The organism is Blastococcus sp. LR1 (assembly GCF_020166105.1).
Lineage (GTDB): Bacteria > Actinomycetota > Actinomycetes > Mycobacteriales > Geodermatophilaceae > Blastococcus.
The window spans coordinates 60680-85669 of sequence record NZ_JAIUJY010000006.1 but is presented as its reverse complement, the minus strand read 5'-3'; the positions used below and the strand labels follow the sequence as shown (position 1 = coordinate 85669).

Annotated in this window: 27 protein-coding genes; 12 read left to right on the top strand and 15 right to left on the bottom strand. The window is 71.7% G+C overall.

What is annotated here, in order from left to right; translation table 11 throughout:
• Positions 1-15 precede the first annotated feature (15 nt).
• Positions 16-978 carry a hypothetical protein gene (locus tag LBW97_RS17275; protein ID WP_224500595.1) on the bottom strand — a complete coding sequence of 321 codons (963 nt, stop codon included), beginning with the start codon at positions 976-978 and terminating at the stop codon, positions 16-18.
• A gap of 67 nt (positions 979-1045) precedes the next feature.
• Here LBW97_RS17275 and LBW97_RS17270 point away from each other — a divergent pair, with 67 nt between their 5' ends.
• Both LBW97_RS17270 and LBW97_RS17265 read left to right on the top strand, forming a co-directional pair.
• Positions 1046-1438 carry a hypothetical protein gene (locus tag LBW97_RS17270; protein WP_224500594.1) on the top strand — a complete coding sequence of 131 codons (393 nt, stop codon included), beginning with the start codon at positions 1046-1048 and terminating at the stop codon, positions 1436-1438.
• Positions 1439-1487: 49 nt separating this feature from the next.
• Positions 1488-3986 (top strand): DUF4132 domain-containing protein, encoded by a 2499-nt coding sequence (locus tag LBW97_RS17265; protein WP_224500593.1) that lies wholly within the window; start codon positions 1488-1490, stop codon positions 3984-3986.
• 13 nt (positions 3987-3999) lie between these two features.
• Here LBW97_RS17265 and LBW97_RS17260 read toward each other — a convergent pair whose 3' ends face one another.
• On the bottom strand, positions 4000-4419 hold the full coding sequence (locus LBW97_RS17260) for an ArsI/CadI family heavy metal resistance metalloenzyme (protein ID WP_224500592.1): 420 nt from the start codon (positions 4417-4419) through the stop codon (positions 4000-4002).
• Positions 4420-4552: 133 nt separating this feature from the next.
• On the opposite strand from LBW97_RS17260, the gene LBW97_RS17255 reads away from it, so the two are divergent.
• From LBW97_RS17255 to LBW97_RS17240, 4 genes are read left to right on the top strand one after another with little or no spacing between them, the layout of a single operon-like run.
• Positions 4553-4891 (top strand): metalloregulator ArsR/SmtB family transcription factor, encoded by a 339-nt coding sequence (locus tag LBW97_RS17255; RefSeq protein ID WP_224500591.1) that lies wholly within the window; start codon positions 4553-4555, stop codon positions 4889-4891.
• Positions 4888-6012, top strand: coding sequence for an ACR3 family arsenite efflux transporter (gene arsB, locus LBW97_RS17250; RefSeq protein ID WP_304505470.1), 1125 nt, complete (start codon positions 4888-4890; stop codon positions 6010-6012). The genes LBW97_RS17255 and arsB overlap by 4 nt, the downstream gene beginning before the upstream one ends.
• A complete protein-coding gene (locus tag LBW97_RS17245; protein WP_224500590.1) occupies positions 6009-6659 on the top strand; it encodes a three-helix bundle dimerization domain-containing protein in 651 nt (216 codons plus the stop codon). The genes arsB and LBW97_RS17245 overlap by 4 nt, the downstream gene beginning before the upstream one ends.
• Positions 6660-6679: 20 nt before the next feature.
• Positions 6680-7093 carry an arsenate reductase ArsC gene (locus LBW97_RS17240; RefSeq protein WP_224500589.1) on the top strand — a complete coding sequence of 138 codons (414 nt, stop codon included), beginning with the start codon at positions 6680-6682 and terminating at the stop codon, positions 7091-7093.
• Here the strand turns inward: LBW97_RS17240 and LBW97_RS17235 are convergent.
• The 4 genes from LBW97_RS17235 to mgrA all read right to left on the bottom strand — a co-directional run bounded on the left by LBW97_RS17235 (position 7077) and on the right by mgrA (position 9945).
• Positions 7077-7628 carry a DUF4334 domain-containing protein gene (locus LBW97_RS17235; protein ID WP_224500588.1) on the bottom strand — a complete coding sequence of 184 codons (552 nt, stop codon included), beginning with the start codon at positions 7626-7628 and terminating at the stop codon, positions 7077-7079. The genes LBW97_RS17240 and LBW97_RS17235 overlap by 17 nt on opposite strands.
• Complete coding sequence (locus tag LBW97_RS17230) at positions 7625-7834, bottom strand: DUF4177 domain-containing protein (protein WP_224500587.1); 210 nt, start codon at positions 7832-7834, stop codon at positions 7625-7627. The genes LBW97_RS17235 and LBW97_RS17230 overlap by 4 nt, the downstream gene beginning before the upstream one ends.
• A 14-nt stretch (positions 7835-7848) precedes the next feature.
• Positions 7849-8724, bottom strand: a complete 876-nt coding sequence (locus tag LBW97_RS17225; protein ID WP_224500586.1) for a lysophospholipid acyltransferase family protein — start codon at positions 8722-8724, stop codon at positions 7849-7851.
• Positions 8725-8913: 189 nt separating this feature from the next.
• Entirely contained in the window at positions 8914-9945 is a 1032-nt protein-coding gene (gene mgrA, locus LBW97_RS17220; protein ID WP_224500585.1) for an L-glyceraldehyde 3-phosphate reductase, read from the bottom strand.
• A gap of 115 nt (positions 9946-10060) precedes the next feature.
• On the opposite strand from mgrA, the gene LBW97_RS17215 reads away from it, so the two are divergent.
• The 3 genes from LBW97_RS17215 to LBW97_RS17205 are packed head-to-tail and all read left to right on the top strand — an operon-like array spanning position 10061 to position 13240.
• Entirely contained in the window at positions 10061-11590 is a 1530-nt protein-coding gene (locus LBW97_RS17215) for a hypothetical protein (RefSeq protein WP_224500584.1), read from the top strand.
• Between the two features lie 22 nt (positions 11591-11612).
• Positions 11613-11783, top strand: a complete 171-nt coding sequence (locus LBW97_RS17210; protein WP_224500583.1) for a hypothetical protein — start codon at positions 11613-11615, stop codon at positions 11781-11783.
• The gene (locus tag LBW97_RS17205; RefSeq protein WP_224500582.1) at positions 11780-13240 is read left to right on the top strand and encodes a serine hydrolase; all 1461 of its coding nucleotides are present in this window, start codon (positions 11780-11782) and stop codon (positions 13238-13240) included. The genes LBW97_RS17210 and LBW97_RS17205 overlap by 4 nt, the downstream gene beginning before the upstream one ends.
• Here LBW97_RS17205 and LBW97_RS17200 read toward each other — a convergent pair.
• From LBW97_RS17200 to LBW97_RS17185, 4 genes are all read right to left on the bottom strand, one after another.
• Positions 13201-13365: a hypothetical protein gene (locus tag LBW97_RS17200; protein WP_224500581.1), complete on the bottom strand. Its 165-nt coding sequence runs from the start codon at positions 13363-13365 to the stop codon at positions 13201-13203. The two genes, LBW97_RS17205 and LBW97_RS17200, sit on opposite strands and share 40 nt — an antisense overlap.
• The gene (locus LBW97_RS17195) at positions 13362-14240 is read right to left on the bottom strand and encodes an alpha/beta fold hydrolase (protein ID WP_224500580.1); all 879 of its coding nucleotides are present in this window, start codon (positions 14238-14240) and stop codon (positions 13362-13364) included. Before LBW97_RS17195 ends, LBW97_RS17200 begins: the two co-directional genes overlap by 4 nt.
• A gap of 66 nt (positions 14241-14306) precedes the next feature.
• Entirely contained in the window at positions 14307-14858 is a 552-nt protein-coding gene (locus LBW97_RS17190) for a hypothetical protein (RefSeq protein ID WP_224500579.1), read from the bottom strand.
• Between the two features lie 188 nt (positions 14859-15046).
• The gene (locus tag LBW97_RS17185) at positions 15047-15730 is read right to left on the bottom strand and encodes a SemiSWEET transporter (RefSeq protein WP_224500578.1); all 684 of its coding nucleotides are present in this window, start codon (positions 15728-15730) and stop codon (positions 15047-15049) included.
• 222 nt (positions 15731-15952) lie between these two features.
• Here LBW97_RS17185 and LBW97_RS17180 point away from each other — a divergent pair, with 222 nt between their 5' ends.
• Entirely contained in the window at positions 15953-16417 is a 465-nt protein-coding gene (locus tag LBW97_RS17180; RefSeq protein ID WP_224500577.1) for a YdeI/OmpD-associated family protein, read from the top strand.
• A gap of 51 nt (positions 16418-16468) precedes the next feature.
• Here LBW97_RS17180 and LBW97_RS17175 read toward each other — a convergent pair whose 3' ends face one another.
• From LBW97_RS17175 to LBW97_RS17155, 5 genes are all read right to left on the bottom strand, one after another.
• On the bottom strand, positions 16469-18259 hold the full coding sequence (locus LBW97_RS17175) for a BCCT family transporter (protein ID WP_224500576.1): 1791 nt from the start codon (positions 18257-18259) through the stop codon (positions 16469-16471).
• A 177-nt stretch (positions 18260-18436) separates the two neighbouring features.
• Complete coding sequence (locus LBW97_RS17170; protein WP_224500575.1) at positions 18437-19531, bottom strand: aromatic acid exporter family protein; 1095 nt, start codon at positions 19529-19531, stop codon at positions 18437-18439.
• Positions 19532-19588: 57 nt separating this feature from the next.
• Positions 19589-20422: a DUF817 domain-containing protein gene (locus LBW97_RS17165; protein WP_224500574.1), complete on the bottom strand. Its 834-nt coding sequence runs from the start codon at positions 20420-20422 to the stop codon at positions 19589-19591.
• A 65-nt stretch (positions 20423-20487) separates the two neighbouring features.
• Entirely contained in the window at positions 20488-21069 is a 582-nt protein-coding gene (locus LBW97_RS17160) for a hypothetical protein (RefSeq protein ID WP_224500573.1), read from the bottom strand.
• Between the two features lie 845 nt (positions 21070-21914).
• The gene (locus LBW97_RS17155) at positions 21915-22637 is read right to left on the bottom strand and encodes a hypothetical protein (RefSeq protein WP_224500572.1); all 723 of its coding nucleotides are present in this window, start codon (positions 22635-22637) and stop codon (positions 21915-21917) included.
• Between the two features lie 270 nt (positions 22638-22907).
• Between LBW97_RS17155 and LBW97_RS17150 the strand changes: the two genes are divergently transcribed.
• Both LBW97_RS17150 and LBW97_RS17145 read left to right on the top strand, forming a co-directional pair.
• Positions 22908-24005 (top strand): hypothetical protein, encoded by a 1098-nt coding sequence (locus LBW97_RS17150; protein ID WP_224500571.1) that lies wholly within the window; start codon positions 22908-22910, stop codon positions 24003-24005.
• Positions 24006-24142: 137 nt separating this feature from the next.
• Complete coding sequence (locus LBW97_RS17145; RefSeq protein ID WP_224500570.1) at positions 24143-24985, top strand: hypothetical protein; 843 nt, start codon at positions 24143-24145, stop codon at positions 24983-24985.
• Positions 24986-24990 lie beyond the last annotated feature (5 nt).

The following is a 24990-nucleotide window of genomic DNA, read 5'->3' as shown; positions in this document are numbered from 1 at the left end:
ACCTCGAACGGCACGTCAGCGCACAGGCTCCCCGTCGTCGGTCCCGTCCAGCCGGGAGACCCGGGCGAGGGCCGAGTCGCGCGCCTCCGCGGCGTCGGCCGCCTCGCGCTCGGCGGCCGCGACGCGTCGCTCCTCGCGCTTGAGCGCGGTGGCCGCCTCGGCCACCTCCCGCTCGGCCTCGGCCAGCTGGTCGGCCAGCTCCTCCACCCGGGCCTGCAGCTCCCCCCGCCGGGCGGCCAGCTCCTCGGCGGCGCGGCGGTGCTCGTCGAGCGCGGCCTCGGCCTCCTCGGCCGTCGCCGTCGCCGCCTCGGCCGCCTCCTGCGCTGCGGCCAGCTCACGACGGCGCTTCTCCTCGGCAGCCCGGCGGCGCTCCTCCTGCTCGCGGAGGCGCCGGTCGGCGGCGGAGTCCCCCTCGCCCTTCGCCGGCTTCGTCCCGGGCTTCCTCGCGGGAGCGCGCTCGGTCTTCTCCGGCGGCGGGACCAGGCGCAGCTTCGGCCGGCCGGTCAGCTCGCCCATGCCGCTGTAGGACATCGGGGAGGTGAGCCGACCCGACAGCAACGCCTCGCCCGCGTCGGGATCGGCCATCGCCGCACGCAGGGTCTCCTCGACCTGGGTGGCGACCGCGGTGCTGACCGAGTGGCCCCGCTCGTAGGCCACCGCCCGGGCCTGCCGGGTGAGCGCGGTCAGCAGCTGCCGGCGCTGCACGTCGAGCGCCTTGAGCTCGGCGCCGGCCAGGTTGTGCTGCGCCTCGCGGAGCAGGTTCCCCAGGTCGACCAGGCCCTCGATCTCGTCGCGGTGCGCCCGCACCAGCAGGTTGCACACCCACGCGGGGGTGGAGGGCTTGGGCAGCGCGCCGATCGCCTTGGCCAGGGCCTTGTCACCGGCGGCCTTCGCCTCGTCCTGCCGGGCGGTGCGCGCGGAGACGAACTCCTCGGGCACGACCTCGTAGAGCTCGTCGGCGACGTCGTCCAGGTCCATCAGGCGGTCCCCTCCATCGGGCGGCGCCCCCTCCCGTTCGTCGGCAGCATCCTGCACACTCCGGCGCGTGGCGACTGTGACCTTCCGTGACGAGACGGCGACCGGCAAGTCGCTTCGCAGCTTCGACGTTCCGGACGTGCCCGACAGCATCACCGTGCGAGACCTCGTCCGGCTCCGCGTCCGTGAGGAGGTCGCCCGGCACAACGCGGCGCCGTCGACGCACTACACCGGCCTCGTCCGCCCCGAGGACGCCGACCCCGACGGCTCCGGCTATCGGCTGCGGTCGGTGCGCCGGCTGGAGTGGGAGGCGCAGGCCGACGTCGCCTGCCGGGCGTTCGAGCGCAACGGCTTCTTCGTGCTGGTCGCCGACCGACAGGTGGAGAGCCTGGACGACGTCGTCGACCTGACCGCCGCGTCCGACGTCGCCTTCGTCAAGCTCGTCCCGCTGGTCGGCGGCTGAGGTGACGCTGCTCGACGAGGTCCGCGCGTGGGCGCAGGACGGTTGCGCGGTGTCTCCGGAACTCGCCGCGCGGATCGACGAGGCCGGCCGGCTGCTCAGGGCAGTGGGAGATCCCGTCCAGGAGCTGGCTCGCCCGGATGACGTGCTGGCGGCCCGCCGGGTGCTGTCGGCCTATCGCGGGACGGTGAACGACGCGACCGACCCCGTGCGGCGGGCCGCGCTCCTGTGGGCTCAGCAGGTCGCGTGCACCGCGCCCGACGTCCACTCGGTCTGGCCGGCGCTGCAACTGGTCGAGGACCTGACGTCCACGACGGTTCCGACATCTGCGTGGACCGCGGAGGAGGTGGACCTGGCCGCTCGCCTGGCCATCGTCGGTGGCGACGACAGCTGGAGTCATCAGGCCAGGCTGGGCCTGCCCGTCGCGGCTGCAGAGACGCTTCCGCGCGGCGACCTGCCTCCGATCGAGGCGGTGCTGCGGCTGCTCCGCGACCAGGTGGCGAACTCCTCGCTCTACGCCGCGGACCGGCGGCGTCTGTGCCGCCGCCTGGACGCGATGCTCGACGGGCCCGCCGCGTCGCTCCGGGCGCTGCCGCCGTCCGTGCTGCACGCCGGCGACGCCTTGGGCCCGGCCCTGCGTGCGGAGCTCGGTTCCCGGCTCGACGGTCCTGGCATCCCGGCACTCTTCCTCCACGCGGTCAAGGCGCCGGGCCCACGGCCCTCGGCGAAGTGGCGCGCTACCGGCCTCGACCTCCTCGCCGAGGCCGAGGAGGGGCTCGGCGTCGTCCGGGAGGTCCTGGAACGGACCACACGGCATCGCGAGCACGCGCGCGAGTGCCGCTGCGGCACCCCGGGCTGTGAGGCCTGGGTCTGGCTGCACGAGTCGACCGCCCGGCTGATCCGCGGGCTGCTCGTCCTGGCCGGTGAGTCGAAGGAGGAGTGGGTCACCCCGCTGCTCGGCGAGCTGCTCGCGGTCGCCGGGGGCGGACTGGGGGGCCACGCGTCGACGCCCCGCGATCTGGTCGTAGCCAACGCGGTCATCGCGGTGCTGTCCGACCGGGACGACGCCGTGCCGTACCTCGCCCAGGCCAGGACCCGGATCAAGCATCGCGCCCTCCTGAAGGGCGTCCTCGCCGCGCTCGAGGACGCGTCGGGCAGGGCCGGCGTCACGATCGGCCAGCTGGCGGAGCGCACCGTCCCCGGCTTCGGGCTCGACCCCGCCGGCGAGCGGACCGAGAAGCTCGGCGAACACACCGCCGTCCTCGCGGTCCGCCCGCCCGGGGTCGTCGCGCTGTCCTTCCGCAACGCCCACGGTCGGGTGCTGACCGGCGTGCCGACGGCGGTGCGCACCGGCTCGGCGACCGAGCTGAGCAGACTCCGGGCCGAGGTCAAGGAGATCAAGCGAACCCTGTCGGCCGAGCGACTCCGCATCGAGGAGCTGCTCGCGGAGGACCGGGCCTGGGCCTTCGCCGAGTGGCGGGAGCACTACCGCGACCATCCCGTCGTCGGCGCCCTGGTCCGGGGCCTGCTGTGGCAGGTGCGCGACGGGGACCGCGTGCACACCTGCCTGCTCACGGCCGACCGGGCGCTGGTCGATCTGACCGGCGGCACCCCCGAGGAGCCAGGCGAGGTCCGGCTCTGGCACCCGCTGCTCTCGCCGTCGGAGGAGGTGCGGGCCTGGCGGGAGCACCTGCTGGCCGCGGAGCTCAGGCAGCCCTTCAAGCAGGCGTTCCGCGAGATCTACCGGCTGACCGACGCCGAGGTGGCGACCGGCGACCACTCCAACCGATTCGCCGCCCACATCCTCAAGGCGCCCCAGGCGCAGGCCCTGATGCGCACGCGGGGCTGGACCGGCACCTCGCTCGGCTACTGGGACGGCGGCTTCGAGGGGCACGTGACCAAGCCCTTCGACGGGGGGTGGCGCGCCGAGTTCTTCTTCGACCTGATCGAGGACGCGGCGGACGACTACGGAACGCCGTCACTGGCGAGCTCCGACCAGGTGCGCTTCAGCCGACAGGTCGGCCGAGCGTGGTCCCACCGCCCGCTGACCGAGGTGCCCCCGCTCGTCTTCTCGGAGGCGATGCGGGACGTGGACCTCTTCGTCGGCGTCACGTCGATCGCAGCCGACCCCGCCTGGATCACCCGGGGCGCCCGTGAGCACGAGACGTACTGGCAGCAGGCCAGCTTCGGCGCGCTCACGGAGGCCGCGGCGACCCGCCGGGAGGCGCTGGAGCGCCTGGTCCCCCGGCTGCGGATCGCCGACCGGTGCACGCTCACCGAGCGGTTCCTCGAGGTCCGCGGCGACCTGCGGACGTACAAGATCCACCTCGGCTCGGGCAACATCCTCATGCACCCGGACGACGAGTACCTCTGCATCGTCCCGAGCCGCGGGAAGGGGCAGGACCCGAGGGTCTACCTGCCCTTCGAGGAGGACGGCGGCATGCTCTCGGTGATCCTCTCCAAGGCGTTCCTGCTGGCCGCCGACAGGGCGATCACCGATCCGGACATCGCCGGCCAGATCACCCGGCGGGAACGGTCCACCGCCGGGTGATCGTCCTGGCCGCTCAGCAGCAGGCGGCCGCGCGCTCCGCCGTCGTCACGCCCTCGATGTCCGGCCGGGCATCTCCGGTCACGGTGTAGACCTCCCACGGCTCTCCACCCGGGCCGGTCACCCACACCTTGTCCTGGACGGCGTAGCAGCAGGTGGTGTTCTCCTCGGGCCGGGTCGCCAGGCCGGCGTCAGCCAGCCGGCCGGTGGCCGCGGTGACCTGGTCGGTCGTCGCGACCTCGACGCCGAGGTGGTCCATGCGGGTCGGCTCGCCGGCCTCGCCCTCGAGCAGCACCAGCTTCAGCGGCGGCTCGGCGATGGCGAAGTTGGCGTATCCGGGACGCCGCTTGGCGGGCTGGGTGTCGAACAGCCGCGAGTAGAAGCCGACGGCGGCCTCGAGGTCGGCGACACGGAGCGCGAGCTGCACACGGGACATGGACATCCTCCTTCGAGCGGAGACATCGACGGACATCGATGTCTTAACGGAGAATGAACACCTGCCATCGATAGTTGTCAATACGATGACTGTCGTTACGATGGACGACGATGTCCCACGCGAGGAGAGACCCATGAGCGAGCCTTCTCTGGCCTGTTGCACCCCATTGACCGGCACGCCGATGTCCGCCGAGCAGGCGGAGCAGGTCGCCCCGCTCCTCAAGGCCCTCGCGGACCCGGTCCGCCTCCGGCTGGTCAGCCTCATCGCTGCCAGCGCCGGCGGCGAGGCCTGCGTCTGCGACCTCAACGACGCCTTCGACCTCACGCAGGCCACGATCAGCCACCACCTCAAGGTGCTGCACACCGCCGGGCTGCTCGACCGGGAGAAGCGCGGGGTGTGGGTGCACTACTCCGTCCGTCCGGCCGCGCTCGACGCCGTCGCCACCCTGTTCACCACCGCGGTGCCGGCATGAGCGACGCCGTCCGCGAGACCGCACGCACCGACGTCGCTCCCGACGCGCCGGTCATGCAGAAGCTCTCCGTGCTCGACCGGTTCCTGCCGGTCTGGATCATCGCCGCGATGGCGCTCGGCCTTGCTCTGGGCCGCTGGGTACCGGGTCTGGACGACGCCCTGTCCGCGGTCGAGGTGGGCAACGTGAGCCTGCCGATCGCGATCGGGTTGCTGCTGATGATGTACCCGGTGCTGGCGAAGGTCCGGTACTCCGAGCTCGACCGGGTCACCGGCGACCGGAAGCTCCTCGGCGCGAGCCTGGTGCTCAACTGGGTGCTCGGACCGGCGCTCATGTTCGCCCTCGCCTGGCTGCTCCTGCCCGACCTCCCCGAGTACCGGACCGGCCTGATCATCGTGGGCCTGGCGCGCTGCATCGCGATGGTGCTGATCTGGAACGACCTGTCCTGCGGCGACCGCGAGGCGGGTGCCGTGCTGGTCGCGATCAACTCGGTGTTCCAGATCGTCGCGTTCGCCGCCCTCGGCTGGTTCTACCTGCAGGTGCTGCCCGGCTGGCTCGGCCTGTCGACGACGTCGGCGGACTTCAGCTTCTGGGCGATCGTCGTGTCCGTGCTGGTCTTCCTCGGCATCCCGCTGGTCGCGGGCTTCCTCACCCGGACCCTCGGCGAGCGCCGCCGTGGCCGAGCCTGGTACGAGGAGCGCTTCCTCCCCCGCATCGGCCCGGTCGCGCTCTACGGCCTGCTGTTCACCATCGTCATGCTCTTCGCCCTCCAGGGTGACGCCATCACCTCGAACCCCTGGGACGTCGCCCGCATCGCGTTGCCGCTGCTGGCCTACTTCGCGCTGATGTTCGGCGGCTCCTTCCTGCTCGGCATGCGGCTGCGGCTCGGCTACGCGAAGACGGCCACGCTGGCCTTCACCGCCGCAGGCAACAACTTCGAGCTGGCCATCGCCGTCGCCATCGGCACCTTCGGCGTCACCAGCGGCCAAGCTCTGGCCGGCGTCGTCGGTCCGCTGATCGAGGTCCCGGTGCTCGTGGCACTGGTCTACGTCTCCCTCTGGGCGGCTCGCCGCTGGTTCCCCGGCGACCCGACCGTCCCCGCGACCGTCCGGAGCGCCCGATGACCACCGAGAAGCCGCTGCCCGGCCTGCTCACCCCGGAGGCGTCGCTGCACCGCCTGGCCGACGACCTCGCGGCCCGCTTCGCCGGCGTCTTCGCCCGCGAGACGATCGACCGCTACGTCTTCGAGTCCTACACGGCGCTGGGCCGGACGGCGAAGGTCACCGCCCACCTGCCGGTCCTCGCCGGCCACTTCACCACCGAGAGGCTCACCGCGCTGGCGCAGGCGAAGGGTGCGCTGAGCAGCGACGTCTGCGAGGTGCTCTTCGTGTGCGTGCAGAACGCCGGCCGCTCGCAGATGGCCGCCGGCCTCCTGCAGCTGCACGGTGCCGGCCGGGTGCACGTGCGCTCGGCCGGGTCGCAACCCGCCCCCGCCATCGACGACGCCGTCGCGCAGGTCATGGCGGAGGTCGGGATCGATCTGGCGGTGGAGTTCCCCAAGCCGCTGACCGACGACGTCGTCCGTGCCGCGGACGTCGTGGTGACCATGGGCTGCGGCGACGCCTGCCCGGTGTACCCGGGCAAGCGCTACCTCGACTGGCAGGTGCGCGACCCCGCAGGACTCAGCGTCGGCGAGGTGCGGGCCATCCGCGACGACATCGACACCCGGGTCCGCGCGCTGCTCGCCGAGCTGCAGCCCACCCCCGCGTGACCCCGACCGAGAGGCAACCAGTGTCCGACACCCCCAGCGTCCTGTTCGTCTGCGTGCACAACGCCGGCCGCTCGCAGATGGCCGCCGGCTGGCTGCGGCACCTGGCCGGCGACGCCGTCGAGGTGCGCTCGGCCGGCTCCGTTCCCGGTGACCAGGTCAACCCGGCCGCGGTCGAGGCGATGGCCGAGGTGGGCATCGACATCTCCGACCAGCGGCCCAAGGTGCTCACCACCGATGCGGTCGAGGCCTCCGACGTCGTCATCACCATGGGCTGCGGCGACGCCTGCCCGATCTTCCCGGGGAAGCGCTACCTGGACTGGGCCCTGGAGGACCCGGCCGGCAAGGGCGTGGCATCGGTCCGGCCGATCCGCGACGAGATCGAGCGCCGGGTGCGGGGCCTGCTGGCCGAGCTCGGGGTCAGCTCTCCCGCCTGAGCACGAAGAAGAACGGGTCGGGCAGCCCGCGCAGATCCATCAGCCCCAGCACGGTCCGGCTGCTGACCCTGCGGAAGACGTCGATGATCGGCAGCGCGTCGTAGACCATCGCCGCGGTCACCACGCCGCGGTGCTCGATCTCGCGCAGCCGCGCGCGGGGGCGCGACGTCGTCAGCAGCGGGCGGACGGCGCCGAACGCGGCGCGGGCCACCCGCGAGTGCGCCAGACCCGGCCGGTCCCGCAGCACGCCCATCGGGATCAGCGCCGGATCCACCGGCTTCGGACCGGAACGGGTCTGAAAGAGCAGCGGGTGCACCGTCTCGGCGTCGAGGAACTCCTTGCCGTACCAGCCGTAGGACTCCAGCAGGCCGTCGAGCGGCGAGCCGGTGGGCAGACCGCTCCCCCGCCACCGGCCGGTCATCTCTCCTGCGGGCAGCGGCCGGAAGGCGTCGAAGAGCGCGAAGGCCTGGTCGACGGGGAGGCCCTCCGGGTGCTCGGCGACCCAGCGCTCGTCGTCGAGAACCTCCACCCTCACGCGACCGGGCGCTCGAAGGTGACGAGCACGCCCTCCACCCCGCCGGGCCCGATGCGCCCCTTCACCTCGACCGAGGTGATCGCCTTGAGCTGCCAGCCCTCGCGGGCGTGCTGGTTGAGCACCTTCTCCAGCTTGCCCCCGGACATCTTGCCGCCCACGAGCCCCTCGCGGAGCTCCTCGACCTTGTACTCGTAGCGCGCTGTCATGGCCCCACCCTGCCTCAGCCGAGCACCGGGAGGGTCCGCTTGGCCGCCAGCCGGTCCATGCCGGCCTGGATGACCGACTCCACCTCGTCGTAGATCTTCTGCACGTAGGCCTTGTCGTCGGCGCGCTCGGGATCGGTGTCGACCTCGATCGGGTCCAGGATCTCGGTGCGGATCTTGGCCGGCAGCGGCACGTGCGCCGGGAGGATCTCCACGGCGATCGGGAACGGGAAACCCGCGATGATCGGCAGGTTCGCGCCGCGCAGCGTCTTCTTGAGCCCGGTGACCTTGTCGAGGGCGTTGGCCAGCCACTTGCCCTCGGACAGCACGAACACGGTGTCGTGCCCGCCGACGGTCGCCACCGGCAGGATCGGGACGCCGGAGCGGATGGCCTGCTTCACGAAGCCGGTGCGCCCGCCCAGGGTGGCGACGTCGCGCTTCCACCAGCTGCGCATCGCGTCGACCTCGCCGCCGGGCCAGACGACGACGTCCTCACCCCGCTCCAGCGCTGCTCCCACGCTCTTCCGGTTCGCGGCGATCACGCCGACCGCCCGGAAGTAGTCGCCGAGGCCGGGCGCGGCCAGGAGCACGTCGTGCGCGGTGCCGTGCAGGGTCCGCTTGCCCTCGAAGTGCTTCTGCCAGGCGTTCACCAGCGTCCAGGCGTCCATGGTCAGCGCGCCACCGGAGTGCACCCCGATCGCCAGGCAGGTGCGGTCGGGCACCCGCTCCCAGCCGTCGACCTCGACCCGGAAGTAGTACTTCTCCAGCAGGTCCCAGAGCGGCTGCTGGAGCTTCATCACCGTCTCGTTCGGCGGGTGCGGCTCCATCGCGGCACCCACGCGCCACTGGATGAGGCGCTGGAGGATGTTCGGCTGGTCCTGGTCGTCGGCCACGCGTGCTCCCTCGTCTCTGAAGGACTGACGCACCGGAGGGCGCGTCGGTAGCACCAACGGCTCCGCCGCGTCCCGGTCACGGCGACGACCGGACTTTCTCGTCTCCGAACCCGGAAAACGCGCGGGAACGCTGCTGCGCCCGTGATCGTGACACGGATCACGGGCGCGCACCGGTCGAGAGGCCGCTGGTCAGGCGGTCCGCGGCGCCTCCCAGAGGTCGATCCCGCTGTCGACGGCGTGCTGGTCGATGGCGGCCAGCTCGTCCGCGGAGAAGTCGAGGTTCGCCAGCGCGCCGACGTTCTGCTCCAGCTGGCCGACGCTGCTCGCCCCCACCAGCACCGTGGTCACCCGCTCGTCGCGCAGCGCCCAGGCCAGCGCCATCTGCGCCAGGCTCTGCCCGCGGCCGGTCGCGATCTCGTCCAGCGCGCGCACGTGGCCGAGGGCCTCCTCGCTGAGGAAGTCGGTCGACAGCGACTTGCCCTGACTGGCCCGTGACCCCTCCGGCACGCCGCCGAGGTACTTGTCGGTGAGCATCCCCTGGGCCAGCGGGGAGAACGCGATGCACCCGGCACCGACGTCGGCGAGCGTGTCGAGCAGCCCCTCGGTCTCGATCCAGCGGTTGAGCATCGAGTACGACGGCTGGTGGATCAGCAGCGGCGTCCCGAGGCCGGCCAGGATCGCTGCGGCCTTGACGGTGTCCTCCGGCGAGTAGGAGGAGATGCCGGCGTAGAGCGCCTTCCCCGAGCGGACGGCGGTGTCCAGCGCCCCCATCGTCTCCTCGAGCGGCGTCGTCGGGTCGGGGCGGTGGGAGTAGAAGATGTCGACGTACTCCAGGCCCATCCGGGTGAGCGACTGGTCCAGGCTGGACAGCAGGTACTTCCGGGAGCCACCACCCTGGCCGTAGGGGCCGGGCCACATGTCGTAGCCGGCCTTGGTGCTGATCACCAGCTCGTCCCGGTAGGGGCGGAAGTCGTCGGCCAGGTGCCGGCCGAAGTTGGTCTCGGCGCTGCCGTGGGGCGGGCCGTAGTTGTTGGCCAGGTCGAAGTGGGTGACCCCGACGTCGAAGGCCCGCCGCAGGATGGCCCGCTGCCGGTCGAGGGGGACGTCGTCGCCGAAGTTGTGCCAGAGCCCGAGGCTGATGACGGGAAGGTCCAGGCCGCTGCGCCCGGTGCGCCGGTAGCTCATCGAGTCGTAGCGGTCGTCGGCTGCTGCGTAGGGCATGAGCCGATCCTCGTCGCCGACCGCACTCGCCGCAGTACCTGTGTCGACCGGTAACCGGATCCGTGGCGGCTCGTTGGAACACGGCACAGCCCGCCCTCATCGTCGAGGAGTTCGCATGCGCCGCCCCCTCCCCCGTGCCGCACTCGCCCTCGGCGCCGCCGTGGCCGTCGTCGTCGGCAGCGCCTCCGGCGCCTCCGCCGCACCCGGCGACCCCGCTCCCGGGTCGCCCGGGGCCCTGGCGCGGGACGCGCAGAACATCGCCGACGCCTACGGCCGGCAGACAGCGCCCGACGGGCAGCTCTCCCCCGGTTACCTGCCCGCCCTGGTGGAGGCGACGACGCCGCAGCACGCCGGCGATCTGCTGGCGCAGGCCGCCCGCCCCAACAGGCCGGCGCTCACCCCCGGCCTGCTCGTGCCGGGCTGGAACAGCGGAAACCCCTACCGCGCGGACTGGGACGGCACCCGCGGCGAGATCACCCCGGTGCAGTTCACGAACCGGTACGGCGCGCTCATCCAGGGCGACGTCTTCTCCCCGCTCCCGGGCGCCACCGACCCGTACACCGGCGAGGCGCTGGAGGGCCCCTTCCCCGGCGTCGTCCTCACCACCGGCTCGGTGCAGGGCAGCGAGCGGATGTACTGGTGGCTGGCCCAGGACCTCGCCGAGCGCGGCTACGTCGTCCTCACCTACGACGTGCAGGGGCAGGGCCGGAGCGAGACCTTTCCGCACCAGGGCGACCCCGCCGACCTCCCGTTCTGCTCGTTCGGCGCGGCCCCCCTCGCCGGCGAGGAGACCGGCTGCCCGGGTGTGCCGTTCCAGCAGACGTCGAACTTCGTCTACGGCACCCAGGACGCCATCGACTTCTTCCTCTCCACCCCAGATCAGCCCTACGCGAACCCGTCGGCCGGCAGCGCGCCGGTCGACGCCTTCAACCCGCTGCACGCCGCCTTCGACCGCTCCCCCGACCCCGAGTCGGTGACGCCGGGCCGCACCACCCGGCTGGCCGTCGTGGGGCACTCGCTCGGCGCGCTCGCCGTCTCCTACCTCCAGGGCATCGACGAGCGGATCCAGACCGTCGTCGCGCTGGACAAGCTGCAGGCGGCGGCGTCGATCCGCGGCGAGGACGAGTTCGACGCCCTCGGGGAGTCCCGTCCGGTCGTTCCGGCGCTCGGACTGCAGTCGGAGTACGGGTTCACCGTGGCGCCCTACTTCGCCAACTCCGGGCTGTTCGACGACGCCGGAGCCGGCTCGCCCACGGAGGCGCCCGATCCGCGCCGGGAGCTCGCCACCGGCTACGACGCCTGGACCGCCGAGGGCGTGGACTCGATGGTCGTCGTGCCGCGCGCCTCGACCCACCTCGAGTACACCGACATCCCCCTGGTCCTCCCGGCCTCCCGCTACGGACAGGCGGTCTCCAGCGTCTACACCCAGGCCTGGCTGGCGAAGTACCTGCAGCACGACGCGACCGCCGACGACGTGCTGCTCGGCACGCGGCTCTCGTACCTCGAGCCGGACGCCACCGGCACCTGGCGGCCGATCGTGCTGGAGCGGGACGAGAACCTGTCCTTCTACTTCTGCTCCGGGTACTCGGTGACCACCGCCGACGGCGCGGTCCGCGACGACGACCTCACCGGCGTGGGCTGCTAGCGGCCAGGCCTACGGTGGAGCCATGTGGCGCCTGATCGGACTCCTGCTCGTCGTGTGGCTCGTCGTGACCGTGATCGGCGCGGTGGTGAAGGGGCTGTTCTGGCTGGCCGTGGTCGGGGTCCTGTTCTTCGCGGGCACCGCCGCGATCGGCTGGGTCAAGCGCAACGACCAGGCCCTGCCTCCGGGCCGGTGACGACCGACCGACTCGCGACGCAGACGGCGACCGTCCGCGCTGCGGCCGACTACCTCCGCTCCTGGGTCGAGGCGCAGGCCGCGCACCGCCGGGTCCCGGGCGTGCAGGTGGCGATCCGCTCCGGCGGCGAGCTGGTGCTGTCGGCCGCGATCGGCGTCGCCGACGTCGGCACCGGTGCGCCGCTGACCACCCAGCACCTGTTCCGCATCGCCTCGCACTCCAAGACCTTCACCGCCACCGCCGTCCTCCAGCTGGTCGAGGCCGGCGGGCTGCGACTGGACGACCCGATCGCGCAGCACGTCCCGGAGCTGGCCGGCGCGCCCGCCGGTCGGGCCACGCTGCGCGAGCTGCTCGGCCATCAGGCCGGGGTGATCCGCGACGGCGAGGACGCCGACTTCTGGCAGCTCGGGATCCCGTTCCCCGACCGCGCCGGACTGGTCGACCTCGTGCGCCGGGCCGGCACGGTGCACGCGCGCAACGAGCACTTCAAGTACTCCAACGTCGGCTACGCGCTCCTCGGTCTGGCGATCGAGGCGGTGACGGGCACCTCCTTCGCCGAGCACTGCCGCGCCGCGGTCCTCGCGCCGCTGGGGCTGACCCGGACCGGACCGGAGTTCGACCCCGCGCGCGCCGACGAGTACGCGACCGGGCACACCGGGCTGCTGACGGGCGAGGACTCCCGGGAGACGATCGAGCACGTCGACACCCGCGCGATGGCCGCGGCCACCGGCTTCTTCTCCACCGCCGAGGAGCTCTCCGCCTACGGCGCCGCGCACGTGCTCGGCGACGAGCGGCTGCTGACCGACGACTCGAAGCGGCTGATGCAGCGGCTGGAGTCGGTGGTCACCGCCTACGGCACCGAGGTCGGCCGGTACGGCCTCGGCATGATCCTGCAGACCGTCGGCGACCGGGAGCTGGTCGGCCACAGCGGCGGCTTCCCCGGGCACATCACCCTGACGCTGGTCGACCCGGTGAGGCAGCTCGTGGTCACCGTGCTGACCAACGCGATCGACGGTCCCGCGCACGACCTCGCCGTCGGCCTGGTGAAGCTGGTCGACGTCGCCCTGACCCCGCGCGCGGAGCTCCCCTCCCCGCCGCCCGGTGCGGACCCGGCATCCTTCACGGGGCGGTTCGCCAGCCTGTGGGGTCTGCTGGACGTCGCCGAGCTCGGCGGCCGGCTCGTGCTCCTGCGGCCCACCGCGCCCGATCCGCTGCCCACGGTCGAGGAGCTGCAGATCGTCGACGGCGACACCCTGCTCGTCGCGCCGCAGCCCGGCTTCGGCGCCTCCGGTGAGCCGGTGCCGGTGCGGCGGGACGCGACCGGGCGCGTGGTCTCGCTGCGACTGGCCGGGGTGACCAGCGTGCCGGTCGAGGAGTTCCGCCGTCGCCGGTCGGCGATGACGCGGAACGGATGGGCTCAGTCGCCGTCAGCGTCGCCGGCCCCTCCGTCGGCGTGACGCAGCGGGTCCCCCGACCACCCGGTCGCGGGAACCTCCGGCAGCGCCTGGCCCTCCACCTGGTCGGCGGCGGCCACCGGCGTCAGCAGCTCCTCGGCCGGGATCGCGTACGGGCTCTCGCTCATGCCCGGCTCCCCGGTACGACCCGGTCCAGCCACGCGATCAGGTCGGCGACGACCTCGGCCCGGTTGGTCTCGTTGAAGACCTCGTGCCGGGCCCCCTCGTAGGACTGGAGCGTCACATCGGTCAGTCCGTTCTCCTGCAGCCGCTGGACGAGGGCGTGCACCAGGGTGAGCTGTCCGTTCAGCGGATCGGCGTCGCCGACGACCACGTAGACCGGCAGGTCGGTGCGGAGCCCGCGGAGCCGCTCCGGATCGGCCATCTGCCGGGCGGAGACGAACATCTGCTTGTTGTCGGGCGCGGACAGCCCGAATCCGCAGCGGGGGTCGGCGACGTAGGCGTCGACCTGCGCCTCGTCGCGGGAGAGCCAGTCGTAGTCGGTGCGGGCCGGCGCGAACGGCGCGTTGAACGCCGACAGGTCGGTCGGCCCGTCGAGGTCGAGCGCGGGCTCCAGCAGGTCCAGGGTGGTCGTGCCGCTGAGGACCAGCCCGGCGAGCTCGCGGCTGGCGTCGAGCACGTACTGCTGGGCGGCGAAGGACCCCATGCTGTGCCCGAGCAGCACCAGCGGCAGGTCGGGGTGGTCGGCGCGCACCAGCTCGCTCACCCGGCCGATATCGCGGACCAGCTCGTCCCAGCCGCCCTCGCCCAGCTCGCCCTGGTGCCCGTCCTGCGCGGTCGCGCCGTGCCCGCGGTGGTCCTGGCCGACGACGACGAACCCGGCGTCGGTGAGGTTCGCCGCCAGCGCCTCGTAGCGCAGCAGGTGCTCCCCCATCCCGTGGGCCAGTTGCACGATGCCGCGCGGCGGGCCGGCCGGATCCCACCGGTAGACGGTCACCGGCACGTCGTGGGCGGAACGGATCTCGAGGAGCTGCGGCGGCATGGCGGCAGGCTACGACGCCTCGCGCGGTGCCGCCGCCCTGCTCGGCCGGCGGCACCCGCGATCCGGTCAGTTCCCCGGCCCGCGCCCGCCCGGGTGCCCGCCGTGCCCGCGCGCCGGCGCGTCGGAGTTCACCCGCTCGGTCACCCGCTCCTCGACGTCGGCCAGTCGCTCGTCCGCCTCGTCCTGGGGAAGCCGGCCGGCCTCGACCGCCTGCGCCGTCCGCTCCCGCTCGGCCGCCACGAGCGCGGCGACGAGATCGTCGACCGGCACCCCCTCGTCCTCGGCGACGTCGGCGAGCGTGGTGCCGTCGGGCTCCAGGGCGGAGCGCAGCTCGTCCTCGGTCATGCCGAGCGCGGTCGCGGCGGCCTCCAGCCCGGGCCCGCCGCCGTGGGGCCCACCGCGCCCGACCCCCGCCTCGCTCAGCGTGGTCGCGACCTCGTCGGCCTGGTCCTGGGTGAGCGACCCGTCGTCGACCAGCCCGGACAGGGCGTCGGTGATCCGCTCGACCGCGGACCCGCCGCCGGAGTCGCCGGGAGCCGCCAGGGCGGGCACGGCGACGGCGAGACCCGACAGGCCGAGCACTCCGGCCGTGGTGGCGATGATCAGCTTCCTGCGCACGAGCACTCCTTCTCCAGGGCCGGGATCTCCCCCAGCCGTCGGGGTCGAGAGTCGGTCGCGCGGCTGTGGCCGGCCTGTGCCTGCACCGTCGGCTTGCTGTGGATCTGCCGTCGCAGCCCGGCAAGCCGGAGGACTTCACCGCAGCACTGGCCGCCATGCGCCGCGCGGTACAGCTCCCCGGACGGACCTCAGGCGGCGACGGCGGAGAGGCGTGCGGGGACCCGGCGTCCGAGCTCCACCACCTGGGCGACCTGACCGGCGGGCCGGAAGAGGACACCGCACACCACGAGCGCGCAGACCAGGCCGACGGCGGCCGACAGCCACACCTCCGTCTGACCGAGGGAGAGGCCGTAGCCCATCCACGCGGCGCACGATCCCGCCCCCAGGATCCAGCGTGCCGGCGAGAGACCGGAGACGTCCTGCGTGCGGTCGCGCAGCAGGCTCAGCGGCTGCGGAAGGCACGCCGCCGCACCGACCAGCGAGGCCGTGGCGACGAGCGGGCCGGCGAGCGCGGCCGGGTCGGCGCCGAGGAGGACGACGAACGCGGCGCTGCCCGCGGCGAACGCGACGAGGCACAGCGCCCCGGACGCCGTACGCGCCAGCGCGCGGCGCGAGCGCAGCTGCGGCTGGGTGAGCAGCAGCGCGAGGAGCAGCGCGGTGTTGGCCGCGCCGACGACGGTGTTGGTGACGATCTGGGCGGGATCGCCGGTGAGCAGCCCGAAGGTGAGCCAGCAGAAGTTGAGGGCGACGGCCAGCCAGGTGCTGGTGGGCGACATCCCGAGGGTGCGGCCGTGCCGGCAGGAGAGCCAGACCTGGGGCCAGACGAGAGCGATGCTGAGGGTGGACGCGACAACGCCGAGCGCGGCGGACATGGTGGAGCGGGATTCCGATCGGATGGTGCCTGCGGTGGTCACGGCCACCGGTGGGAGATCCACATACCGGAGTTCGAACGCTCGTCACTGAGCGGAACGGTGTGGGTGCAGCGGGTGGCCGCACACAGCATCGGCGTGACGCCACCGTGACCTGAGCACCTGAGGCTGTGACGTCTGTCGCCTCCTGCTGAGGCACACTGCCCCGACCGGACGGGAGGACCCATGACCGAGCCCAGGAGCGCCACCTTCGAGACGACGGTGACCGCCGTCGGCAACAACACCGGCATCGAGGTGCCGGAGGAGATCCTCGAGCAGCTGGGTGCGGGCAGGCGACCGCCGGTGCTGGTCGACCTGGCCGGCTACGAGTACCGGACCACCCCGGGCGTGATGGGCGGCCGGTCGATGCTCAGCGTCAGCGCCGCCGTCCGGAAGGCCACCGGGCTCGCCGGCGGAGACCCGGTCCGCGTCACCCTCACCGTCGCCGACACCCCGCGCGAGGTCGACGTCCCCGAGGACCTGGCCGCGGCCCTCGCCGCCGATCCGCAGGCCGGCACCTTCTTCGCCGCACTGTCGAACAGCCTGCAGCGCTTTCACGTCGACTCCGTCACCGGCGCGAAGACCCCGGAGACGCGGCAGCGGCGGATCGAGAAGGCGCTGGCGCTGTTCCGCGAGGGCAGGAAGCGCTGACACGACGACGGCCCCCATGACCAGGTCATGGGGGCCGTCGGTGCGTGCGGTCTACCGGGTGGGCGACGTGCCGTCCGGCTCGGTGCGCACCCGCGTCGCGGAGTGCTCGTCGGACTCACCGGCGGCCTCGACCACCAGCACGAAGTCCTCGCCGTGCTTGGAGATGCCCTCCACGACGGCGTGCTCGACCGCCTCGGTGGCGAAGGTGCGGCGCAGGACCATCGGGTCCGACCGCACGTCCTTGGCCAGCGCGATCGCCAGCCCCACCATCACCAGCGCGAACGGCAGGGCCGCGACGATCGTGATGTTCTGCAGGCCGGAGAGCGCCTCGTCGCCGCCGACCAGCAGCATCACCGCCGCGACGGCGCCCATGACGATGCCCCAGAAGATCACCGTCGGGCGGCTCGGCGAGAGCGTTCCCCGCTCCGACAGCGAACCCATGACGATCGAGGCGGCGTCGGCGCCGGACACGAAGAAGATCGCGACCAGGACCATGACCAGCACGGTCATCACGGTGGACAGCGGGAACTGCTCGAGGACGCCGAACAGCTGCCCCTCCGAGGTCGCCTGACCGGCGACGTCGACGCCGTCCTGCTGGGCGGCGATGCCGGCCCCACCGAAGATGGCGAACCACATGAGGGTCACGACGCTCGGCACGAGGAGGACACCGGTGACGAACTGGCGGATGGTGCGGCCGCGGCTGATCCGGGCGATGAAGACGCCGACGAACGGCGTCCAGGACACCCACCAGGCCCAGTAGAAGACGGTCCAGCCGCGCAGCCACTCGGCCATGGCGTCGCCGCCGCTGGCCTCGGTGCGGGCGGCCATGGCGGCGAGGTCGGAGAAGTAGCCGCCGACCGCGCCGGGGATCAGGTTGAGGATCAGCACCGTCGGGCCGACCACGAACACGAACAGGGCCAGGACGACGGCCAGCACCATGTTGATGTTGGACAGCCACTGGATGCCCTTGGCGATGCCGGACACGGCGGAGGCGACGAAGGCGGCGGTCAGGATGGCGATGATCGCGACCAGCAGCCCGTTGCCGACGTCACCGGCCCAGCCGAGGATCTCCAGCCCGCTGCCGATCTGCAGCGCACCCAGGCCGAGCGAGGCCGCCGAGCCGAACAGGGTGGCGAAGATGGCGAGGACGTCGATCAGCTTGCCGGCCGGGCCCTCGGTGCGACGCTTGCCGAACAGCGGCTCGAAGGCCGCGCTGATCAGCTGCTTGCGGCCGCGCCGGAAGGTGCCGTAGGCGATCGCGAGGCCCACTACGGCGTAGATCGCCCACGGGTGCAGCGTCCAGTGGAAGAGCGTCGTCGCCATCGCCGTCTGGACGGCCTCGGGGGTCTCGGCGTCCACGGACCGCGGGGGCGGCGAGACGTAGTGGGCCAGCGGCTCGGCCACGCCGTAGAACATCAGGCCGATACCCATGCCGGCGCTGAACATCATCGCGATCCAGGAGACCGTCCGGAACTCCGGCTCCTCGTCGTCGCGGCCGAGCGGGATGCGGCCGTACTTGCTCGCGGCCAGCCACAGGACGAAGACGACGAACGCCGAGGCGAGGGTCACGAACAGCCAGCCGAGGTTCTTCTCGACCCAGACCAGGGCGCTGCCGCTCGCCGAGCCCAGGCCGGTGGGCGACAGGAAGCCCCAGGCGACGAAGGCGAGGGCGACGACGGCGGCGATCGCGAAGACCACGCGGTCGAGGGCACCCTTGCCGTCAGCGGGTGCCGGTGGGGCGGCGATGGCCGGGTGCTCGTCGGTGCCCGGTCCGGTGCCGACGAGGGCGTCGGTGGACCCGGCGCCGTCGCGGCCGGCAGGTGCGGGTTGTGTGATGGTCACAGGCGAGTGCGGCGCCCGGGGGCGCCCCTCCGATCGTGTTGGTGCGGGCTGGTCCTGCCGACGAGAGGTCGGTCCGGGACGGCCGATGGGGACCCGCGCGGATGGGTCGACGTGCTGAGTGCTCCTCCCTCGGGCTGGAAAAACGTGATGTCACCTCTCCGGATGACACTCTCCCGCTCAGGCGGGCAGCGGTGTGCGTTCGCGGTCCCTCAGCGTGTCCAGGGCGCGGTGCATACCGACGGTGACGGCGCCGAGCGCGAAGAACCCCTCGTCATCGGCGACGTCGGAGCTCCGGAGCAGGGTGGTCAGCCGGTGCAGGGCCGCCTCCGCTGCCTCGATGGCCGCCTCTCGGTCGTCGGGATCACCCTCCTGGAGCCGCGTCGGGTACGGGTTGCACACCACGCTGCCGAGCGAGTCCAGGGCGTCGGCGAGCACCCAGCCGGTGCCGCCGTCGATCCGGTCGATGCCGCGGCGGTGCGGCTGGAACTCGACGACGAGCGTCGTGAGGTCGTCGACGAGGACGGCGACCCGGTCCAGCGCGCGGGACTGCTCGCGGATCCGGTCGGCGGTGCCCACCCACTTCCGGGCCCGCGGGTTGGCCCGGCGGGCGCGCGCGACGACGTTCTCCGCCGCGCGCATGCGGTCCAGGGCGGCCCCCAGCTCCCGGCCCCGCCCCTCCCACTCCCCTGGTGAGGGCACCTCGCCGTTGCGCAGCCCGTCGGCCATGCCCCGCAGGTGCCGGGCCAGGAGCCCGCGGGCCGCCGCGATGCGCCGGACGGCGACGGTGAGCTGCAGCGGGGGGAAGAGCACTGTGGTCACCAGGACGCCGATGGCCGCGCCCAGCAGCGTGAGCCCCGCGTAGTTGACGGCGTAGCCGGCCGGGTCGTCCGCGCCCACGGTGAACATCAGCACCGCCGCGAAGCTCACCCAGCTGGCGTGCTCGCGCAGCACCCGCCACTGCTCCACGACGACGGCCGCGCCGACGACGAGGGCGATGGTGACCGCGGCCGGGACGGCGATGGTCGCCTCGTGGATGACCACGGCGAGGGTGAACCCGAGCAGGATCGCCAGCACCGTGCGCCAGGCCGCCGACGCGGAGTCCGCGACGGTGGGGTGCACGGCGATGACCGCGCCGAGGGCGGCGTAGTAGGCGTAGTTCGACATGGGCGCCGGCAGGAAGACGGCGGCCTGCCAGGCCAGCCCCGCGGCCAGCGCTGCGCGCACCCCTCGCTGGATCCAGGGTTCGGCCAGCCATTCACGCGCGCGGATCACCCCCCCAGGATGCGCACGGCCCCCCACCCGCCGTCCACCGCCCCGGGTGATCTCACATCAGCGGACCGTGATCGGCTCCTCCGCCGCGGGGACGGGGCGCCCCTGGCGGCCGCCGCGGGTCACCGTGCGGTCCTCGACGGTGCCGTAGAGGCGCCCCTCGTAGGCCTTGACCCCCGCGACCAGCACGATGCTCACGACGACAAGGAGCGCCCACGAGCCGAACTTGGCGACGTGGACGAGCGTCCAGACCGACTCCTGGTCGGGGTACTGCCAGGCGCGGAGCAGGGTGGCGGCGTTCTCGGCGATCCAGAGGAAGAAACCGATGAGGACGAAGGAGAGCGCCAGTGGCATCGCGTAGCGCCGCTCCCCCACCGTGAAGTGCACCCAGGTGCGCCAGGTGACGGCGAGCAGCGCGAGCGCCAGCGGCACCCGCACGTCCCAGGTCACGTGGTGGGTGAAGAAGTTCAGGTAGATCAGCGCAGCCACCGCCGCGGTGCTGCGCGCGCGGAAGTTGGTGATCCGCAGGTCGAACCGGCGCCAGGCCTGGCAGACGTAGCTGCCGACGGCTGCGTACATGAAGCCGCTGTACAGCGGAACGCCACCGACCGTCGCCCAGCCGATGTCGGGGTAGGACCACGAGCCCTGCTGGACCTTGTAGAGCTCCAGCGCCAGGCCGACGAGGTGGAACCCGAAGATGACGGCGACCTCGCGGCCGGTCTCCCAGCGGACGAGCCAGAGCACCAGCGTGACGCCGAGGGACCAGATCAGCAGGGCGTCAGCCGCGTTGACCGGCAGAGGCACGACCCGGACCAGCGCCAGGCCGGCGAAGAAGAGGACGGCGAACAGGCAGCACTGCGCCTCGATCCAGGCGAACCGCAGCAGTTGCTTCATCGCCGGAAGGCTAGGTCAGGGAGCCGCCGAACCGGCTGACCGACCGCACCTCGAGTCCTGTGGATTCACGGGCGCGGTGCGGCTCCGGGTCGGGAAGGGTTCGGGGCCTTCGCCCGGCCTGTTGCGGCCGTTCCCGAGACGAACCCGCGAACCCATCCCGCGAGCGACCGGAAAGGCCGCGCCCGGTAGCGAGTGATCGCCACGACGCCGGCGACGATGCCCAGCAAGAGCAACCAGTTCGGCAGCTCGCTGAGCACGATCAGAACGACCAGCACCCCTACCCCGACGGCCGCCACCCGCTCGTACCAGTACAGGTTGAACGGGAGCGCGGCGCGCTGGGCGTTCAGTCGGGTCCGCTCGGCTGCCCGGTACTCACCCGCCACCTCGCTCAAGGACTTGCCGCCGTTCTGGCGACGGAAGTCCGCGTCCTCGCGCTCGAGTCGACGCTCCTCCTGCTGCGCCCGGAACTGGCTCTCTCGCCTGTCCCGCTCCTTGGCCCAGGACCGCTCGCGGTACTCCTGCTCCCGCTCCCTGTCCCGGCGAGCCGCCTTCTGCCGACGCACCGCGTCGTCATGGATCCAGTCGGCGTGGTTCAGGTCGGCCAGACAGTTGCGACAGGTACGCCAGGCATCGTGCGGACAGGGCATGGTCGGCTCCTCGAGTTCGCAGGTCAGAGGCATGATCGGCCGCTCGGACCTCGTACTTGAGCTCCCCGGCGCCCACATGACGAACGGCGCCCCGGCCCCACACGAGGTGGGACCGGGGCGCCGGTGTCGTACGGGCTAGCTGGTGATCAGCTGTCGAATCTCATCCGACTGTCACTCCGAATCTCACGACTCGGTGACGGTGCTCGACACCGGTTGAGCCCGTAGTTTCGGCCTGAGCAGCGGGTGGGAACATGCGGCGTTCCCACCCGCTGCTGTCAGGCCAGGGCGTCAGACCTGCTGCTGGATCGTGCCGCCGGGGTTGCGCTTGGCGGTTGCGCCGGTGACGAACCGCCCAGACGAGGCGGAGCGGTTCACCGTCCGGCTGTTGCCGGTTCCGCTCCCGACCCGCTCGGTCGTCGTCTTTCCGGGCCACCTGGCAGCAGCAGCCTTGCTGACGAACCGCCCCGTACCGGCGCTGCGATTTACAGACCTTGCCATGAGTTCCTCCTCGGAACACTTCCCGAGGTGGAGGGCCACTCCAGGTGAGTGGCCAACGATCTCCCCTACGACACGGACGGCCAGTCGCCTGAGCCAGCGGGTCATAGACCTCGGGTCCGGGTCGGGTCGTTGTAGCGGCCCGCCCGTCGGCTTCCCGTTGGGGTCGCCAACTGGCTGTATGTCGCGGTGGGTCTATTTCGGGGCGCGCTTGTCCTGACTTTTTTCTGTCCGGATCTGGGCAGCCCGGTTCACCACGCGGGCTGCCTGGGTGCTGCTCACGCTGGCTCGCGCTGCGGTGGCTGCCTTGGACCCGAAGGACGACTTGGCCACCTGCCGTTGGATCTTGTTCATGCGGTTCCGCCTTCTGGGGTGCTGTGTTGTCTTCGGATCGCGGCTCGCGCCCTCTTGATGAGGCTGCTCGCGCCGTCGGGCGTGGTTCCAAGGTCTATGGCTATCTCCGCGTTGCTGTATCCGAGGGCGTCCATGACGAGCGCGCGGGCTGCTCGTGGGTTGTCGACTCCTTCGAGGATGCGTTGAGCGGTGAGGCTTCGCAGGACGTCATCCTCTACCCCGGTGACCCGCCCGCGGTCTAACACGTCCCGTTCGTGTGTCACGACTTCGGTGCTGGGCCGCAGGTCGTGGTTGAGCCAGCGCCGGGCAACGTTGGCGTACCGCTTCATGCACTGTCCGATGAAAAAGGTCTTCAGCGCAGCACCCTTGGCGGGGTCCCAGACGCCTGGGACGAGGACTTCGTCTCGGAAGTGAACGATGGCCTCGGCCACGGTCTCTGTGGCGATCTCGTCGATGGCCTCTGGGTCTTGTCGGACGGCGTCGGGGAGAGCAGGTGCGACGATTCGCTTCTCGGCGCACTTGCTGGCCATGAGGCCACTGCGCATCCAGCCGCTGACAACGGCGAGGCCGTACCTGGCCAGTTCGTTGACGAAGAAATCCCAGTCCTCGCCTTGGAAGCCCTGCTGGCGGAGGTGCTGGACCAGGTGCACGTCGCCTGCGAGCCGCTCGGCGCGTTCAGCAGGTGGCAGATGCTCATGCCGCAGCCACGCTTCAAGCACGGCACTACGCCGTGCTCCCACATGCCCGGGCGGGCCACCAGCAGCGGGCAACGCGAACCCTCTCGATGGCTACTTGGCGCGTGGCTGTCGGCGTCCGGACGGCAGACCTGATGCCAAAGCCAGTGGCAGGAGTCTAGACCGAGGCACCGACAAAGCCGGGTGGGAGCGAGACATGGGAGCCCTGGATGACGGCGACTGTCGGACGCCACGTCTAACTTGCGGGCGTGCGTCAGGCCCTGCGAACCGGCCCCAGGGGAAAGCGAGAGAATCGTGGCGTCCGAGCAGTCGGGCTCAGTGATGGTGTTGCCGCCGCAGATCGAACGGAACTTCGAGGGCCGTCGGGCGGTGTACCTGGACCTGAAGGACTGGATCAACCTGGCGCGGGTGGCGAAGGGACTGTCAACGCCCGCTGGTTATCCCGAGTTGTTGCTTGCGGCACGGCGAGCGGTGCTGAGGGGCACTGCGCTGTTTCCGCTGTCTGCGACGCACTACATGGAGATGAGCGGCATCGCTGACCCTGCTCAGCGGCGGGACGTTGCATCGGTGATGGAGGAACTGTCCGGGTTCCGGGTGCTGCTCGGCCGCCCGTCGATCATGAGACTGGAGATCGAGGCAGCGCTGGACCGTATCCAGGGCCTGTCCTCCCCCGTGGACACGCTGGCGCTGCTGGGACGGTCCGTCGGGTGGGCCTACGGGCGACGAGGTGGCCTTCGGATGGGCTACGACGGCCGAGACGTGACCTCCGAGTTCGAGCAACAGCCTTGGTACCAGGAAATGCTGCGCGCATTCGAGCGACGCATGTTGGAAGGTCTCTCTGATGCCGAGGATGCCTCGCTCCGACTTACGAACAGCGACTATCAGCCGGAGTTCGTGCAGCAGTTCTCCGAGCAGCGTGCCCGGCAGGAGCGCGAGCAGGCAGCGCGCCTGGACGCGGCGCCCAGGTGGCGGCGAGGCCGGCTGAGAGATGTCATCAGCGCCCGAGAACTTGCTCTTGAGTGGGCCGAGGCGCTGAACGAGGCAGTGGCGCAGCGCGGCATGTCGCTCGACGACCTGTTCGGCACGGACCGAGAGGCGATCCGCGCGTTCGCCGATGGCATGCCGTCGAACAGCGTCGTCATCTCAATCAAGACGGCCTACCACCGCAACGACCAGCACAACTGGACGGCCAACGACATCCACGACATCGACGCGTTGGCCGTTGCGGTCCCGTACTGCGATGCGGTGCTGACCGACAAGGCGGCGCGGAACGCCGTCGTCAGCACCAAGGTCGACCGACAGGCGGCGACGTTCATGCCTCGAACGGCTGGAGAACTGGCGGAATGGCTCGACTCTGGCGCCAGCCTCGCCTCACCCGGATCCCTCGCGTAGAGACGGCGACCGAGAACCGCCAGCCCTGTGAGGTGGCGGACCTGTAGTCCCTGACCGCCGCGGGCCAACCGGGGACACAGGAGTCATCTCCACACCTAGACTGCTCCGTCTCGACCGATCGTGAACTAGGGGATGCGATGGCAGTCGGTGACGATCCTCGTGGGTGGCTGGCGAAGGTTCAAAGCCATCCGGTAGTCGCTGCCATTCTCGTGCTTGCGCTCGTTGCGACCCCTCTGTCGGTCCTCCTGGACCTTCCCCTGAAGATCCAGTCCGCCTACTCGGCGGTCTTCGGCGAGGACAACGAGCCGACCGTTGAGGGCACATGGCCCCTGGTGCAGGGATGCGACGGGGCCACCCGCGTGGCTACATCCCGGAGCATCGACGACTTGCCCAGCACCGATGACCCGAGGGAAGACATCCGATCGACCATCGTGGAGTCCGGCGGCGGATCGTGGGAGTCCGGGACCCTGTACGTGACGATCTCCGTCGCCTCCGACGGCGAAGCAATCCAAGTCTTTGACGTCAAGCCCCGAAGGCTGTCGAGCCAGGTAGCCGACCCCACTTGGATCTATGACACAGAAAGCGGCTGCGGAGGAGGGGACACTTACCGGACCTACCACTACAACCTCGATGACGGCACCTTCGAGGACCTCGGATTGATTGGGGACGGGGACAACCCCGAGGTGGTTACGGGGACCCCCACTGAGGACCCAGGATCAGCATTCACTGTGCGGCCAGGCCGCTTCGCGTTGCTTCAGGTGCACGTCACGTCTTGCAACGCCAACTACGAGTGGGAGATGGAGGTGAGGTACACCATCGCTGGCGACCCCGAGAAGCAGACGAAGACTATCGGCCCCTATCGCTCGTACGGCGCTTCAGAAGACGCCGTCGCGTACACCGGGGGCCCGGGACGGGGTGGTTTCTTCCCCACCCTTCGAGAGAACGATTTCGTCCGGCCGAATGGGTCTTGTCCCGGCTAGCCGCC

What these genes read in the sequence shown, in the direction of transcription:
- LBW97_RS17185 (WP_224500578.1), bottom strand. Translation starts at nt 15,730, where the DNA reads ATGTCCGCCGCGCTCGGCGTTGTCGCGTCCACCCTCAGCATCGCTCTC.
- LBW97_RS17275 (WP_224500595.1), bottom strand. Translation starts at nt 978, where the DNA reads ATGGACCTGGACGACGTCGCCGACGAGCTCTACGAGGTCGTGCCCGAG.
- LBW97_RS17180 (WP_224500577.1), top strand. Translation starts at nt 15,953, where the DNA reads ATGACCGAGCCCAGGAGCGCCACCTTCGAGACGACGGTGACCGCCGTC.
- LBW97_RS17230 (WP_224500587.1), bottom strand. Translation starts at nt 7,834, where the DNA reads ATGACAGCGCGCTACGAGTACAAGGTCGAGGAGCTCCGCGAGGGGCTC.
- arsB (WP_304505470.1), top strand. Translation starts at nt 4,888, where the DNA reads ATGAGCGACGCCGTCCGCGAGACCGCACGCACCGACGTCGCTCCCGAC.
- LBW97_RS17165 (WP_224500574.1), bottom strand. Translation starts at nt 20,422, where the DNA reads ATGAAGCAACTGCTGCGGTTCGCCTGGATCGAGGCGCAGTGCTGCCTG.
- LBW97_RS17160 (WP_224500573.1), bottom strand. Translation starts at nt 21,069, where the DNA reads ATGCCCTGTCCGCACGATGCCTGGCGTACCTGTCGCAACTGTCTGGCC.
- LBW97_RS17210 (WP_224500583.1), top strand. Translation starts at nt 11,613, where the DNA reads ATGTGGCGCCTGATCGGACTCCTGCTCGTCGTGTGGCTCGTCGTGACC.
- LBW97_RS17145 (WP_224500570.1), top strand. Translation starts at nt 24,143, where the DNA reads ATGGCAGTCGGTGACGATCCTCGTGGGTGGCTGGCGAAGGTTCAAAGC.
- LBW97_RS17200 (WP_224500581.1), bottom strand. Translation starts at nt 13,365, where the DNA reads ATGAGCGAGAGCCCGTACGCGATCCCGGCCGAGGAGCTGCTGACGCCG.
- LBW97_RS17255 (WP_224500591.1), top strand. Translation starts at nt 4,553, where the DNA reads ATGAGCGAGCCTTCTCTGGCCTGTTGCACCCCATTGACCGGCACGCCG.
- LBW97_RS17245 (WP_224500590.1), top strand. Translation starts at nt 6,009, where the DNA reads ATGACCACCGAGAAGCCGCTGCCCGGCCTGCTCACCCCGGAGGCGTCG.
- LBW97_RS17215 (WP_224500584.1), top strand. Translation starts at nt 10,061, where the DNA reads ATGCGCCGCCCCCTCCCCCGTGCCGCACTCGCCCTCGGCGCCGCCGTG.
- LBW97_RS17260 (WP_224500592.1), bottom strand. Translation starts at nt 4,419, where the DNA reads ATGTCCCGTGTGCAGCTCGCGCTCCGTGTCGCCGACCTCGAGGCCGCC.
- LBW97_RS17195 (WP_224500580.1), bottom strand. Translation starts at nt 14,240, where the DNA reads ATGCCGCCGCAGCTCCTCGAGATCCGTTCCGCCCACGACGTGCCGGTG.
- mgrA (WP_224500585.1), bottom strand. Translation starts at nt 9,945, where the DNA reads ATGCCCTACGCAGCAGCCGACGACCGCTACGACTCGATGAGCTACCGG.